14 protein-coding genes and 1 tRNA gene are annotated in these 13,877 nt (G+C 37.9%); 4 read left to right on the top strand and 11 right to left on the bottom strand.

What is annotated here, in order from left to right; all coding sequences use genetic code 11:
* From Q0L68_RS09135 to Q0L68_RS09115, 5 genes are all read right to left on the bottom strand, one after another.
* Positions 1–224, bottom strand: a 224-nt coding sequence (locus Q0L68_RS09135; RefSeq protein WP_296701972.1) for a DUF5698 domain-containing protein, incomplete at its 3' end; no start/stop codon positions are given.
* 58 nt (positions 225–282) lie between these two features.
* Positions 283–1,449 carry an MFS transporter gene (locus tag Q0L68_RS09130; protein WP_296701969.1) on the bottom strand — a complete coding sequence of 389 codons (1,167 nt, stop codon included), beginning with the start codon at positions 1,447–1,449 and terminating at the stop codon, positions 283–285.
* Positions 1,450–1,550: 101 nt separating this feature from the next.
* On the bottom strand, positions 1,551–2,579 hold the full coding sequence (hemH, locus tag Q0L68_RS09125; protein ID WP_296701967.1) for a ferrochelatase: 1,029 nt from the start codon (positions 2,577–2,579) through the stop codon (positions 1,551–1,553).
* Between the two features lie 99 nt (positions 2,580–2,678).
* Positions 2,679–3,914: a cation:proton antiporter gene (locus Q0L68_RS09120; RefSeq protein ID WP_296701964.1), complete on the bottom strand. Its 1,236-nt coding sequence runs from the start codon at positions 3,912–3,914 to the stop codon at positions 2,679–2,681.
* Between the two features lie 6 nt (positions 3,915–3,920).
* Positions 3,921–4,751, bottom strand: a complete 831-nt coding sequence (locus Q0L68_RS09115; protein ID WP_296701961.1) for a universal stress protein — start codon at positions 4,749–4,751, stop codon at positions 3,921–3,923.
* 211 nt (positions 4,752–4,962) lie between these two features.
* Between Q0L68_RS09115 and Q0L68_RS09110 the strand changes: the two genes are divergently transcribed.
* Positions 4,963–6,555 carry a M14 family metallopeptidase gene (locus Q0L68_RS09110; protein WP_296701959.1) on the top strand — a complete coding sequence of 531 codons (1,593 nt, stop codon included), beginning with the start codon at positions 4,963–4,965 and terminating at the stop codon, positions 6,553–6,555.
* 12 nt (positions 6,556–6,567) lie between these two features.
* On the top strand, positions 6,568–8,304 hold the full coding sequence (locus tag Q0L68_RS09105; RefSeq protein WP_296701956.1) for a M14 family metallopeptidase: 1,737 nt from the start codon (positions 6,568–6,570) through the stop codon (positions 8,302–8,304).
* Between the two features lie 147 nt (positions 8,305–8,451).
* On the opposite strand, the gene Q0L68_RS09100 is transcribed toward Q0L68_RS09105, so the two are convergent.
* The 6 genes from Q0L68_RS09100 to Q0L68_RS09075 all read right to left on the bottom strand — a co-directional run bounded on the left by Q0L68_RS09100 (position 8,452) and on the right by Q0L68_RS09075 (position 11,861).
* Positions 8,452–9,018 (bottom strand): hypothetical protein, encoded by a 567-nt coding sequence (locus Q0L68_RS09100; RefSeq protein ID WP_296701953.1) that lies wholly within the window; start codon positions 9,016–9,018, stop codon positions 8,452–8,454.
* A gap of 515 nt (positions 9,019–9,533) precedes the next feature.
* Positions 9,534–10,016, bottom strand: coding sequence for a DUF4252 domain-containing protein (locus tag Q0L68_RS09095; protein ID WP_296701950.1), 483 nt, complete (start codon positions 10,014–10,016; stop codon positions 9,534–9,536).
* A 24-nt stretch (positions 10,017–10,040) separates the two neighbouring features.
* On the bottom strand, positions 10,041–10,589 hold the full coding sequence (locus tag Q0L68_RS09090) for a DUF4252 domain-containing protein (protein WP_296701948.1): 549 nt from the start codon (positions 10,587–10,589) through the stop codon (positions 10,041–10,043).
* A 4-nt stretch (positions 10,590–10,593) separates the two neighbouring features.
* A complete protein-coding gene (locus Q0L68_RS09085) occupies positions 10,594–11,022 on the bottom strand; it encodes a hypothetical protein (RefSeq protein WP_296701946.1) in 429 nt (142 codons plus the stop codon).
* A complete protein-coding gene (locus Q0L68_RS09080) occupies positions 11,019–11,510 on the bottom strand; it encodes an RNA polymerase sigma factor (protein ID WP_296701944.1) in 492 nt (163 codons plus the stop codon). The genes Q0L68_RS09085 and Q0L68_RS09080 overlap by 4 nt, the downstream gene beginning before the upstream one ends.
* A 278-nt stretch (positions 11,511–11,788) precedes the next feature.
* Positions 11,789–11,861, bottom strand: a tRNA-Phe gene (locus Q0L68_RS09075).
* 103 nt (positions 11,862–11,964) lie between these two features.
* Here Q0L68_RS09075 and Q0L68_RS09070 point away from each other — a divergent pair.
* Positions 11,965–13,299, top strand: a complete 1,335-nt coding sequence (locus Q0L68_RS09070) for a 4Fe-4S dicluster domain-containing protein (protein WP_296701942.1) — start codon at positions 11,965–11,967, stop codon at positions 13,297–13,299.
* Positions 13,300–13,442: 143 nt separating this feature from the next.
* Positions 13,443–13,877: (Fe-S)-binding protein (locus Q0L68_RS09065; RefSeq protein WP_296701940.1), on the top strand; the 435-nt coding region annotated here is incomplete at its 3' end.

Genomic DNA, 13,877 nt, shown 5'->3' with positions numbered 1-13,877 from the left:
GGATTAGACATATTTTGAAAAATTTGCCCAATTGCCAAAAGCCAAATAAGAGCCTCAAAAAAGCCCAGAATTGGAGCAATACTTTTCTTCCCGTTCATCATAAACATGATCCGGAGTGTATTGATTGAAACATCTCCTACTCGTGCAAAAAAAATCAAAAGGGGCATGATCAAATAATTGAATAAATTTTCTGATACGCCCAAGGAAAGCATTAAATCTTGCATGGTAAAGTCAAATTTGAAACCGCAGCAAAATTAAGGAATGGTATTGGATTTAATCCTATTAGATTTTCAGGTCCCTTCCAGCAGCCATTCCGAATGCTGTAAACAAAATGGAAAAAAATATCAGAAACCATATCAGAATGTTCCAGGAACCAAATATATCCAAAGAGATTCCGAAAAGAATTGGTCCTAAAGCAGCTAAATAATACCCTGAAGATTGTACCATAGCTGAAAGTTTTGCCGTAGTCTGATCTTCTGAAGTCCTTAAAGAAATCAATGTGTAGGCTATACTGAGGCTAGCTCCCATTCCTAGACCTATAATCGCTAAACATAAGTATGTGATTAATTCTGAATCTAAAAACAAGCCTAAAAACCCAACAATATACCCCAAGCCAACTACCAAAATAACACCTGATTGCTGCTTCAGCCTAATAAGAATGGAAGGGGCAAAATAAGAACCAACCAGAGAAATTAATTGCATAATGGAAGAAACGGCGCCAGCCTCAACAGGGGACCATCCTCTTGAAACTAACATATCGGGAAGCCATGCTGTAAGAGTAAAATACATCACAGATTGACAGCCCATAAAAATGGTCACCTGCCAAGCAAGTTTTGACTTCCATACATTTTTTGCCTGACCTAACCCAATTTGCGTTCCTGCCTTTGGTCTAGTCAATTGTGGAATCCAAAAAAGTAAAGCGACAACCATAAAAACTGCCCAAGAGGATAAAGATCCTCTCCATCCAATACCTAAATCAACAGCAATTGGAACCGAAAATCCAGCGGCTACTGCAGCAAAAAGAGACATCATCGTTGCTAATAGGGCTGTCATCAAACCAAGTTTATGAGGCAATCTGACTTTTATAAGTGGGATAATCAGGACATTTGCAATAACGATACCAATACCAGTCAGCGCTGTTCCAAAAAGCAATAATTCTATACCTCCTAAAACCCTTATGATTACACCAACTGTCAAAATGGCTATCCCTAAAAAAACTGCTCTCCCCATACCAAGTTTCTTTCCAATAGAAGGAGCAAAAAGTGAAAAAGTAGCAAAAGTCAATAAGGGCAGGGTAGTTAAAAACCCAGCCAACCCATTTGATAGTCCCAAATCCTCTCTGATAAATGGGATCAAGGGACCAACCGAAGCAATAGAAGTCCTAAGATTAATTGAAATCAATAGGATTCCTGTTATCAAAAGCGATTGAGAAGGGATAGACTTCGACAAATTTTTTAAAGGAAAAGTAAAAAAACCAAGATCAGAAATACTCAATTAAAAACTGCAAAGAACCCAGAATTTTACTTCAAAAATAACCCTGAAATCCTCAATCATGATTTTGTGTGTACAAGATCGACTAAGCAATCTACCCAAGTATCTCTGGAATTTAAACTTGGCACTAGATCCCAATGTTCCCCACCCTGTTCTTCAAACTGTTCCTTATACTCTTGACCAACTTCAACAGTTGTTTCAAGACAATCGGCAACAAATGCAGGAGAGAAAACCAATACTTTTTTTACTCCTTCTGAAGATAGTTTTTTAATCATATCTTCTGTATAAGGCTGAATCCAAGGATCTTTCCCTAATCGAGATTGGAAGCATGTCAATACTTTTTCCTCAGGCAATCCCAATTGTTCAGAAATAAAACGGGTTGTCTGGAAGCACTGGGCCCGATAGCAAAACTGATTGGAAGGACCATATTTATTACAGCAGGCACCTAATTGGCAATAATTATCAACAGACCCCTTTCTAATCTGGCGCTCTGGTAATCCATGATACGAAAACAAGTAACGATCATAATCTTGTTTTTCCATCATCTCCTGCCCTAACTCCTTCCACGCTTTTAAAAACAATGGATGATCAATGAAATTACTTACAAATGTAATCTCGGGAATTATTTGCCAGCCTCTTGCTATTTCCATCACTTTATCGATAACAGATCCATTCGTAGCAGAGGCATATTGAGGGAATAAAGGAATGACAATGATTTTCTTAACCTTGGCCTTCATTAACTCTTTCAAAGCTGATTCTATGGAAGGGCTTTGGTATCTCATTCCCATTGCTACCACATAGTTACCGCTATCAAGTTTTTTAACAAGCTTGGCTTTAAGATCCTCCGTATGAAATAATAATGGTGACCCACGATCAGTCCAAAGTTTTCGATATTCAGCTGCTGATTTTGGAGATCGGAATGGGGCAATGATCAAATTTACCAACAGCCATCTAGGGAAGGCGGGAAAGTCAATCACTCGGCCATCCATGAGAAATTCACGTAAATATTTTCTTACATCTCCTGTAGCAGTACTGTCTGGAGTTCCCAAATTCACCAGCAAGACGCCAGTTTTTCCGGTTTTGATCATTTTATTTTGATTGTAGGTATTGCAAAGGTCAACCCAAAATTACATCCAATTGTTAACTATAGCCAATTGAACTTTCAAATGACTCATTGAGAAAAGTACTTATATTTTTAACTTTTGAGCCCAGTTAATCATAGGTCCTGATCCTATACTGGATATCAATGCCAAGATCACTAATCCAATAAAAAGCGATTCAGACACTAAACCCGTTTCCAAAGCGATCAATCCTAAAATAATATCCATGCTGCCTCTGGTACTTAAACCAAAACCAACAATCATGGATTCTTTTCTAGAAATTCCTGCATATCGGCCTCCAATATAAGCCCCAAAATATTTGGCTAACAAACCCAAAATCACAACTACCCCGGTTACTCCCGGATCAAAAGCCTCCACAAAATTTACTTTCAAACCAATTGAAACAAAGAAAATCGGAGCAAAAATATTATTGATAAACTGATGAAGTATTTCCTTCGCCTTTTCGGTCAAATATTCAGAATCTCCTAATGCAACACCAATTATAAATGCTCCAAAAATGGCATGAATTCCTATGAATTCGGTAAATGAAGCTGCCAAAAAACAAATCGCGAGGGATAAGGAAAGCAAGCCTCCTGGCCATGCTAAATTTTTATTAATCCAAGGTAAAACCCGATTAATTAAACCTTTTCCAAGCGTTAGCATAAACAGGGTGAAGAATAAAGTCAACCCAATAGTTGGCCAAATCCCTAGTCCTTCTGCACCTGACTCTGAAAGTGATAAAATTACAGAAAACACAATCCAACCCAGAATATCCACAATCATTGCGGCTGCTATAATTAAAAGACCTGTTTGAGTTTTGAAAATATCCAAATCCATGAGGATTCTGGCAACTACCGCCAAAGCTGTAATAGAAATTGCCAAACCAAAGAATGTCGAGGCAACTGCTCTATCGTTGATATTCACTCCCAAAAACTCAGGAAAAGCATAGGCTAATACAAAGCCTGTGATGATCGGTAATGCCATGGATGCTGCCGCAATTTTTAATGCGTTTTTGCCTTGGTTCCATACAACTTGGAGCTCAACTTCAAGCCCGGCAATAAACAGAAGCAAGACTACAGATATCTGCACAAAACCATCTAATGCTACATTTGACATCTCATGAGAACCAAAAAGATAGTCCTGAGCGCCTGGAAATAGAGTTCCTAAAATTGTTGGGCCTAATATGATTCCTGCGATGATTTCACCTATCACGGCAGGTAGCTTAAACTTTCTGGCTAATTCTGAAAAAACCCTAGCCATAATCAGCATGGCTGCGAGTTGAAGGAGTAAATTAATAACCTCCTTATGGTTTAAAGTTTCCATATGAGATTATTTTTTTACAATTAAAAGATTACATGGCAGAGTACTCAAAAGGTCTTCTAAATCATGGGGGAAAATTCTATCAAAAAAGTTGAGTTTATGCTCATCTCCTACTACCAATAAATCAGCTCCAATTTTTTCGCAAAATCTAGCCAATTCAACTGCCCATCTACCTCCTGTTACTTTAATACTTATTTTTAGGTCACCTTTATCCAATTTCTCAAGAATTCCCTCTACATATTGAAGCTCATCTTGAACAAGCTGTCGTCGGGTATGGGCGACTTCTTGCTCAGAATCTTCAGCTGCAGTCCCCATCTGTAGACCATACATTTTGATTTCGTTCAAAATAAATATTTGTTCAGCATGTACTTTTTTGGAAAATTCTATCCCCTGCTCAATAACAAATGGTGTAATAGTAGTCTGAGTACCATTAAAAACCACTTGAGAGAATCCTGTTGTTTCTTTTTTGGGTTCAATCAAAGTCAATACAGAACAGGGTGCTTTTCTGATAATTTTCCTTCCTACTGATCCTAAATAATAAGTAAGAAAGCTTTCATTTTTCATCGCACCGGCAACCAATAAGTCCACATTCTCTTCACGACATGCCTCTAAAATCATTTTTCCGGGTTTACCTTCTTTCCAGATAATCTTGGTTTGGTCCCTTGGTAATTCTGCTTCTTTTACAACTCCCTCTAGCTTTTCCTCTAATTCAATGGTTTTTTTTCCTACATGAATTAAAATTAACTCTGAATCAAAGAGTAAAACCAATCTTTTGGTTTCAGAAATCAAAGCCTCAATTCTTGGCGAAAAGGCTAGGGCTAGGGCTATTTTGCGGTACATAATCGTGCATCAATTTGTTTGAAATAAGCGAAAATTCCCGATCTGTACAACAAGAAATAGGTATCTTCCCCACTTATCCTGAGCAATGTCCATTTAAGAGCGAATGCCGCAATCGGAAAAAGTACTCCTATTAAATTGAATTAAAATCGTAAAATTTAAAAGAATTTTAGGTTTTACCACCACTAAAAAAAGTATTTAACCCAAACAATTTATGAGAAAATCACTACTAATCGGCTTACTGATAGGAAGCTTGGGTTGGTCAGTAGGTGCACATGCGCAAACTGATTACCCAACCCTCTCTCAAGTAAACCAAAGACTTCAAAAGCTAGGCTCTAACAGTTCTGCAGAGCTTACTTCTCTAACTAAAACAGAAGGAGGGAAAGACATATGGGTTCTTAAAGTCGGAACAGGGGAATTGGACCAAAAACCCGCTATTGGGGTAGTTGGCGGTGTTGAAGGATTTCATGTTCTAAGTGTAGAATTGGCCATTCAATTCGCCGAGAAGCTGATAAGTGAACATGCTGATATTTTGGAATCCACCACTTTTTATGTTTTCCCGAATATGTCTCCTGATGCTTACGAACAATATCACGCAGCCCTGAAATATGAAAGAAGGGGTAATGCAGTATCTGTTGACCATGATAGAGATGGAAAGCCAGGTGATAATGGCTACACGGATCTAGATGGAAATGGAATGATCACCTGGATGCGAGTTGAAGATCCAACAGGCGATTTTGTGATTTCGAAAAAAGATGATCGCGTGATGGAAAAAGCAGACCGTTCCAAAGGTGAAGCAGGAAAATATATCGTTTTAAAAGAATCCAAAGACGATGATAAAGACGGGAAATTTGCGGAGGATTTAAAAGAGGGTATAGCATTTAATAAATCATTGACCTATAAATTCCCGATTTTCGAGCCATTAGCAGGTGATATTGCAGTTTCCCAAAAAGAATCAAGAGCTTTATTGGATTATCTTTTTGATCAATGGAATATCTTCGCTTTTGTTACTTTTTCTCCGGCAAACAATCTTTCATCCCCTCTGAAGTATAATGCCGGTGAAGCGAGAAAGCGCATAGTCACTTCTATTCTAGAAAAGGATCAAGCCCTAAACGCGATGGTTTCAGGTGTTTATAATGAAACTATTTCTGAAAAAGCTTTTCAACAAACGAATCAGGGAACAGATGGAGACTTTTTCCAGTGGGCGTATTTCCACTTTGGAAGATTAAGTTTCGGAACTCCGGGCTATTGGACCCCGGAATTTAAAGGCAAAACCAATCCTGAAGAAAACTATCTGGCTTGGGCAGATTCATTGGGTTGGGAAAATGTATACACCCCTTGGAAAGAGATCCAGCATCCGGATTTTCCCGGAAAAAAAGTTGAGGTAGGTGGAATCAACCCATTTGTCATGGTAAACCCTCCTTTTGAAAAAGTAGGAGAAATCGCTGAAGAGCACACGAATTTCATTTTAAAGCTTGCCGCTATGCAGCCTAAGTTGGAAATGCATAATATCAAGATCGAGGGAATTGGAAATGGTTTAACGAGGATTTCTGTGGATTTATTTAACAACTCCCCCATCCCAACACATTCCCAAATGGGAGAGAGTTCCAGGTGGTTAAGAAAGGTCAGAGTAGATATGAATATCCCAGCTGATAGAATTATTTCTGGAAATAAAATCGAATTAATCGATGTTATTGGAGCTTATGAAAAAGTTGAGTTAAGCTGGATAGTCAATGGAAAGGGAGATATACCAGTAAAAGCCGGAGCTTCTCATGTAGGTTTTGTGAATGCAACTTTTAAACTCTAACATCTAAAAATCATGAAAACAACAAAATTAATCGTTGGGCTGGCTTTTAGTGCTTTGAGTCTGACATCTATAAATGCCAATGCACAGGAAAAATTCTTTCAGGCTGTTGGTACCCCCTATAACCCAAAAGTAGAAATAGCCTTCAATCGCTATTATACTTATGAAGGGTTAGTAGATAATATGAAAAAAATTGCAGCGGCACATCCAGATATCGCAAAAATCGAATCTATTGGGAAATCTTACCAAGGAAGAGATATGATGACCTTGACAATTACGGATTTCTCCACAGGAAAAGATACTGATAAGCCTGCCATGTGGATCGACGGGAATATCCACTCTAATGAAATTCAAGGCGGAGAATTTTCTCTATATGCTGCTTGGTACCTTACAGAAATGCATGCTGACAATGAGTTTATCCAGCAATTACTGAAAGACAAAACATTCTACATCACTCCTACCATCAACCCTGATGCAAGAAATGACTTCTTCAATGAACCAAATACAGCCAATTCACCTAGATCTGGAATGATGGTTTTGGATAATGATGGAGATGGCCTAGCTGGTGAGGATGGCATGGATGACTTGGACGGGGATGGTCATATTACCATGATGATTCGTAAATCACCTACAGGTAGGTACATCAAAGATCCTCAGGATCCACGTAAATTGATTATGGTTGGGGCTGACAAAGTAGGAGAATATGAAATGCTCGGCCAGGAAGGAACTGATGGAGATGGAGACGGAAGAGTCAATGATGATGGAGTTGGTTATTATGATCCAAACCGTGACTGGGGTTGGAATTGGCAGCCAGATTATATCCAAAGAGGAGCATTGAGATATCCATTTACTCTACCAGAGAATAGGAATATCATGGAGTTTGTAATGAAGCATCCTAACATAGCGGGAGCTCAAAGTTTTCACAACTCTGGGGGATTGATTTTAAGAGGACCTGGTGCTGAAGAGGATGTGAGCACTTATAACAGAGAAGATATCAGAATCTATGACGCAATTGCCTCCAAAGGGGAAGAAATGATTCCTGGCTATCGTTATGTGACAGTTTACAAGGATTTGTATTCCGTATTTGGTGGAGAACTAGATTGGTTCTATGGAACTAGAGGAGTTTTTACATACTCGAATGAATTAATGAATTCTTATTTATACTTCCATAAAGAAGGACAAGGCCGTAGAAATCAAGATGAATTGTTCGATGTTGATCAGCTATTAACCATGGGCGATGCCTTTGTTATGTGGCATGAATATGAGCATCCTCAATTTGGTACCGTTGAAATCGGTGGTTTTAAGAAAACTTTTGGCCGGGCGCATCCAGGCTTCTTATTGGAGCAAGATGCTCATAGAAATGCAGCCTTTACAATTTATCATGCTTATCACACTCCAAAACTTTCTGTCATGGATGTGAAGGAAGAAGATTTGGGAGGCGGATTAAAATCCATTACTGCTACAATTTTCAATGAGCGCTTAATGCCTACGCACGCAAGTCAGGATCTGAAATACAATATAGAAAGACCTGATTATGTGACAATTTCCGGTGCAAGTGTAGTAGCAGGATTTGTGGTAGAAGATGAGGACTTCAACAAATTTTCTGAGCAAAAATTAAATCCGGAGAAAATCTCCGTAGCAAATATCCCTGGGATGACAGGTGTAAAAGTGAAGTGGATTGTTTCCTCTGGATCTAACTATTCGATTACTGTCGATTCTGCTAAAGGAGGAAAAGCAAGTTGGAAGAAATAGTCGCCAACTCAAATCTGAAATTAATAGCCTTGAAAATTCAAGGCTATTTTTTTTGTAATTGGTTAATTCAACAGACTTCTTTTAAAAAAAAATAAAAAATCCCGCTCCTTTTCAGGAACGGGATCTGTTGAATAATAATTGGTTTAATTAAAGACGGCTTGAAACATAAGACTCAAATCCGCTAGCGGTAGAAACTTTGAATGTAATATTTCCGCTTGGCTTTGCGATATCGTAAATCTTATGAAGACCTTGAGGATTATCGATTCTTTCTGTGTGGATTATGTTATCACCATCATAGATTGAAACCAAAACCTCTTTTGCGTCTAAGTTACTAACTAACAATCTATACTTATTTTCGCCCACTTTAGAAACTCTTGAGAAAACTGCTGGAGCTTCTGCTACGAATGTATCGAAAGATGCCGTTCTAAGCACTCCAGATTCGTCTGTTACTTCAACTTGATAAGTACCTTCTGGAAGAGCATTTAGATCATACCTTTTCGCAAAGGCTTCTTCTTTGTTGATCTTGTCTCTCATTACCAATCTGTCATCAGAGTCAGTAATTTTTACAACTACGGTACCGTTTGGAACAGCAGAATAAGTTACTGCCACCTTTTTAGCTTCTGTTTGTCTGATGACGACGACTTTGTCTTGATCAGTTGCGAATGCTCCTGTTGCGATCCCCGCAGCAAAAAGCAGTGTTAATAATTTTTTCATTTTAATAATTGGTTTAATAGGTTTTCGATTCTTTTTGTAACCTCTGGATGGCTGTTCCATCTAGGGGGGATATTTTGGGTTACAGGGTCTCCGAGTTCGTGTCCGGACATTGTTTACTCTACAAAGGTACCTAACGGAATCTATTTTGCAAATGTTTCAATAAAAAATGATTTTGGTTAATGATTCCATAAGAATTTTAACGTTTTGTTAACGATAATATATTTTTTTCCCGCTATCGATTGCGAAACTAGCTTCATTTCGTTTTTGAGGTATAAACAAAATTTTATGCATTAATATCTGATTTATTCAAAATCATGTAGTGACATCAAATTGGATTTACCTGATAAAAATGATAGTTATTTGGTAAAAAAAAATTTTAAAAAAGTTTTCAAATCGAATTAAAAACGACTTTTAACAATATAGTTATAGGGTATTCGGGGCTTTATAGATGCTACGAATACCAAAAAAAATACCGACTTGAATAGTCGGTATTCCAAAGATTGCTGTTAAAATAATTAATGAATCCCTTTGCTGGTAGCTCTGGCTATGGTCTCAGAATCAAATTCGCCTTTAAGTTCTACAACCATTAAGTCTCCTTCATCTCCCCCTACTAGCACTACTAGATCTGATATGGTATTTCCTCCTTTGGAATAAACCAATACACCGCCTTTTCCTTCAGATGCTTCCATCAATAAGTCATAGCGCTCTCTTTCCAGTCCTTTCTGTAAAGCCTTAAATTCAGCTCGGTCTCTATCTATATTATCCGGAAGCGTGAAGAAATTCAATTTCTCCACAGATTTAGCAACGGTAGACATATCATTCTTATCCATGTCTATCTTAAAGCCTTCTGCGAAATTCATAAAATTACCGCCAAGCTCCATATGAAAGAAGTCATCATCTCCTTTGTATTTTTCATAAAGCGCCTTGACGCTCTTACTTTGTGCCTGTACTGCGAAGACTGATCCGATCAGTATCAATGTTAAAATCAATTTTTTCATGTGTAATAAGGTTTAGTTTTCTTTTTATTTGTTTCCTTTTGATCCTTTACTCCCTTTACTATAAGAGTCCATTCCCGGGATATCCGTTTTTTCTGCAAGCATATTCAAATCTTCATAAGTGAAAGTTCCAAGCATGGATAGCAAGGTGAACTCTCCATCATTATCTCCTGAAAGCATCAATAACTCCCGTACCAAACCTCCTTCTTCCCGTACCATAAACTTCAGGCTTGATCCTTTATCCTGAACATCCATTAATTCTTCGTACTTATTTTTTGTCAAAGTACTCATGGCCTCTTTATATAGGACCTGTCCATTAACTTCGTCAGAACTTAAAATCCTAATCCCTTTCACTTTTTGAATTAAAGTGCCTAAATCCTCAGCATCTTGATCGTTTTCTGAGTTGTTTTTTAAAAATCCCCCTGCCATTTGCATCATCTTTGGGGAAATGTAAACCCTGGAAAATCTCTCATCCTCCATGTACTTGGAGAAGAATTTCTGAATGGCATCATCCTGAGCTTCTGCTTTAAAAACCAAAGCCATTAGAATAATCGGTAGTATTAGTAGCTTCTTCATCATCTTATTTTTTTCCGGCCCCAAAGAGCTGATTGGTTGTATTCAAGTATTTCATTTCATTCATTACCTGCATCTGCTCCTGCCCTTTCGCAAAATTTGTTTGAATTAGAGCAAATGCCTGCATCACTTCTTCATAAGCTTGTCGCTCTTCTTGCTTTTGTTCGTAAGCTCTCCAGCCTACAAAAGAAGCGGTGAAAATCGCAACTGAAGCTGCCCAACTCAACCATCGGGAATTTATTTTTCTGACCTTGGCTTTCGGAATAAAAACATTCTCTGGTTCTTCTTGACCATAAGATTCAAACAAACCAAAAAGGCTCTTTTCCACTTTAAATTCGGATTGAGAGTTTAATAGAGTTTTTAATTCTTGCTCTTCCACCAGTGTAGTCTCTCCCTCCCAATATTTTTCAAGTAAACTTTCTATTCTATCTTTCATCCTCTTTCCTTTAATGCGATCATTTTTTCTCTAATCTTCGTTCTTGCTCGATGTAAATTGACTTTTACTTGTTCAATACTTACTTCTAAATAATCTGCAATCTCTTCATATGTCATCCCTTCTACTTCTCTCAACTGAAAGATTTCTTGCTGCTTTAGGGGAAGATCTTTTAATAAAATCATCACTTTTCTTACAGATTCCTTAGTCTCCTCATTCATTGGTTCATTCGCCTGTACTTCTTCTAATCCATCTAAAGCATCTAATTTTTTAGAAGATCTATAATGCATCAAGACTTCATTTTTCAAGCTTTTTACAAGCCACCCTGATAAATTTGGATGACGAGACAGTTCCTCTTCCTTCTGAAAAGACTTTTCGAAAACATTTTGAATCATATCCTCAGCCAAAGCTCGATCTCTTATCCAGAGATAGACCAAGCGATAGAGCTTTGATCTCTTCGGCCAAATATGTGTTTCAAAAAATGACTTCATTTTGTTAGGTGATGCATCAAAAGCAAGAATGTTACAGATTGAAAGAAAAAAAATATTTTTTTTTGAAAATCGTGATTTATTGGGCTTTAGGCAAAGCCAATCCGATTCTAAACCGGAAAATTCCCTAAACAACCCAATAACAACTGATTTATTTTTTTATTGAAATTTAGTATGCATGCAGAGTATTTATTACTTTGCATCAAGTAAAATCAGTAAGAAATGAACAAAGCTCTTCTACAAAAAGTCATAAAAAAAGCCCCGTTGAATAACAGGGCTCGTGGTGATGAGTGGATTCGAACCACCGACTCACGGATTTTCAGTCCGATGCTCTACCAACTGAGCTACATCACCTTTTCTTAAAGTGATGCAAAGGTAGGTATTTGAGTATTTGATGCAAATCATTTCAAGAAAAAAATAAAAGCCAAAACCAAAGAAAATATCTAAACTCATCAATATGAGCTTTTTACCTCAACTAGTATTTCTGATAATTTTAGCCGCTGCTTCCTGGTTCCTCAGCAAAAGAGTGAAATTCCTACGTAGAAACATCCTTTTAGGAAAAAACACTACCCAGAATGATCAACCTGAAGCCAGATGGAAGACCATGCTTTTGGTAGCATTTGGTCAGCAGAAAATGTTCAAAAGAATCATCCCTGCGCTACTTCACTTATTTGTTTATGTAGGATTTATCGTCATTAATCTAGAAGTACTTGAATTTGTACTAGATGGTATCTTGGGAACACATCGCCTCTTTGCACCTTTCCTGGGTGGAGTTTATCTGGCAGCTATGAACTTTTTTGAGTTTCTCGCAGTGGCAGTTCTTATTTCTTGCGTAGTTTTTCTAGTTAGAAGAAACGTCATTAAGGTACCTAGATTCACCAAACCCGAGATGAAAGGATGGCCTGCCCTAGATGGAAATTTGATTCTAATTATTGAAATCATCTTAATGGTAGCAATTTTAACAATGAACGCGACAGATCAAATTTTAGCAGAAAGAGGAGTAGAGCATTATCTAGCCTTAGGTGGATTGGTATTCAGCGGTATGATCAGGCCTTTATTTGATGGGATGAGTGATACAGCACTGATCTTTATAGAGCGATTCGCCTGGTGGTTTCACATTGCAGGAATTCTAGCATTTGCTATTTATGTCACTTATTCAAAGCACTTACATATATTCTTGGCTTTCCCAAATACCTGGTACTCCAACTTGAAGCCAAAAGGTGAAATGGTCAATATGCCTGAAGTCACCAGTGAGGTAAATATGATGTTAGGAATTCCAACGGATACTCCTTCTGAACCACCCGTTGAAATCGGAAGATTCGGAGCAAAAGACATCAATGATCTCTCTTGGGTTAATGTCCTCAACGCATACTCCTGCACGGAATGTGGTAGATGTACTTCCGAATGCCCTGCAAATCTCACTGGGAAAAAACTTTCTCCAAGAAAGATCATGATGGATGTGAGAGATAGAGCAGAGGAAGTAGGAAAAAGCTTAGATAAAGGTGGAAAAGGCCTGGAAGACGGAAAATCACTTTTGGGGGATTATATCACTAAGGAGGAATTAAATGCCTGCACCAGCTGTAATGCCTGCGTGGAAGCTTGTCCAGTTAATATAGACCCTCTTTCAATCATATTGCAGATGAGACGATACGTGGCGATGGAAGAATCAGGTACTCCAGCACAATGGAATGCAATGTTTCAAAATATGGAAACCAGTTTTTCTCCATGGAAATTCAGTCCTGCTGATCGATTCAACTGGGCAGAAAAAGTGAAAGAGGAAGAGGTAAAGTGATTTCAGATTTCAGATTTCAGATTTCAGATTTCAGATTTCAGATTTCAGATTTCAGATTTCAGATTTCAGATTTCAGATTTCAAGTAAGGAAACTTGATTCAAGTATTCAGGTTTCATTTTGTGAAAGAAAATTAAATTAAAATATGTCTACCTATAAAGTACCAACCATGGCCGAGATGGCCGGAAAAGGCGAAACTCCCGAAGTATTATTCTGGGTAGGTTGCGCAGGTTCTTTCGACGAAAGATACAAAGCCGTGACTCAGGCATTTGTAAAAATATTAAACAAGGTTGGGGTAAGTTTTGCAGTATTAGGCCCCGAAGAAGCCTGTACGGGAGATCCTGCCAGAAGAGCTGGAAATGAATTTTTATTTCAGATGCAAGCTGTTGCCAATATTCAGGTAATGAATGGATATGAGATCAAAAAAGTGGTAACAGCTTGTCCTCATTGTTTCAATACGATCAAAAACGAATATCCAGCTTTAGGAGGAAATTACGAAGTGATCCACCATTCCCAGTTTCTTCAACAATTGATTAACGAAGGAAAAGTAGCCTTGAAAGGTGGAGGAGAATTTAAGGGT

It is taken from the genome of Algoriphagus sp. (assembly GCF_024642405.1).
GTDB lineage: Bacteria > Bacteroidota > Bacteroidia > Cytophagales > Cyclobacteriaceae > Algoriphagus.
This window is presented reverse-complemented; position numbering and strand designations above follow the sequence as displayed.

Coding starts and splice junctions, on each gene's coding strand:
- hemH (WP_296701967.1), bottom strand. CDS start 2,579: ATGATCAAAACCGGAAAAACTGGCGTCTTGCTGGTGAATTTGGGAACT.
- Q0L68_RS09120 (WP_296701964.1), bottom strand. CDS start 3,914: ATGGAAACTTTAAACCATAAGGAGGTTATTAATTTACTCCTTCAACTC.
- Q0L68_RS09115 (WP_296701961.1), bottom strand. CDS start 4,751: ATGTACCGCAAAATAGCCCTAGCCCTAGCCTTTTCGCCAAGAATTGAG.
- Q0L68_RS09110 (WP_296701959.1), top strand. CDS start 4,963: ATGAGAAAATCACTACTAATCGGCTTACTGATAGGAAGCTTGGGTTGG.
- Q0L68_RS09105 (WP_296701956.1), top strand. CDS start 6,568: ATGAAAACAACAAAATTAATCGTTGGGCTGGCTTTTAGTGCTTTGAGT.
- Q0L68_RS09100 (WP_296701953.1), bottom strand. CDS start 9,018: ATGAAAAAATTATTAACACTGCTTTTTGCTGCGGGGATCGCAACAGGA.
- Q0L68_RS09095 (WP_296701950.1), bottom strand. CDS start 10,016: ATGAAAAAATTGATTTTAACATTGATACTGATCGGATCAGTCTTCGCA.
- Q0L68_RS09090 (WP_296701948.1), bottom strand. CDS start 10,589: ATGAAGAAGCTACTAATACTACCGATTATTCTAATGGCTTTGGTTTTT.
- Q0L68_RS09085 (WP_296701946.1), bottom strand. CDS start 11,022: ATGAAAGATAGAATAGAAAGTTTACTTGAAAAATATTGGGAGGGAGAG.
- Q0L68_RS09080 (WP_296701944.1), bottom strand. CDS start 11,510: ATGAAGTCATTTTTTGAAACACATATTTGGCCGAAGAGATCAAAGCTC.
- Q0L68_RS09070 (WP_296701942.1), top strand. CDS start 11,965: ATGAGCTTTTTACCTCAACTAGTATTTCTGATAATTTTAGCCGCTGCT.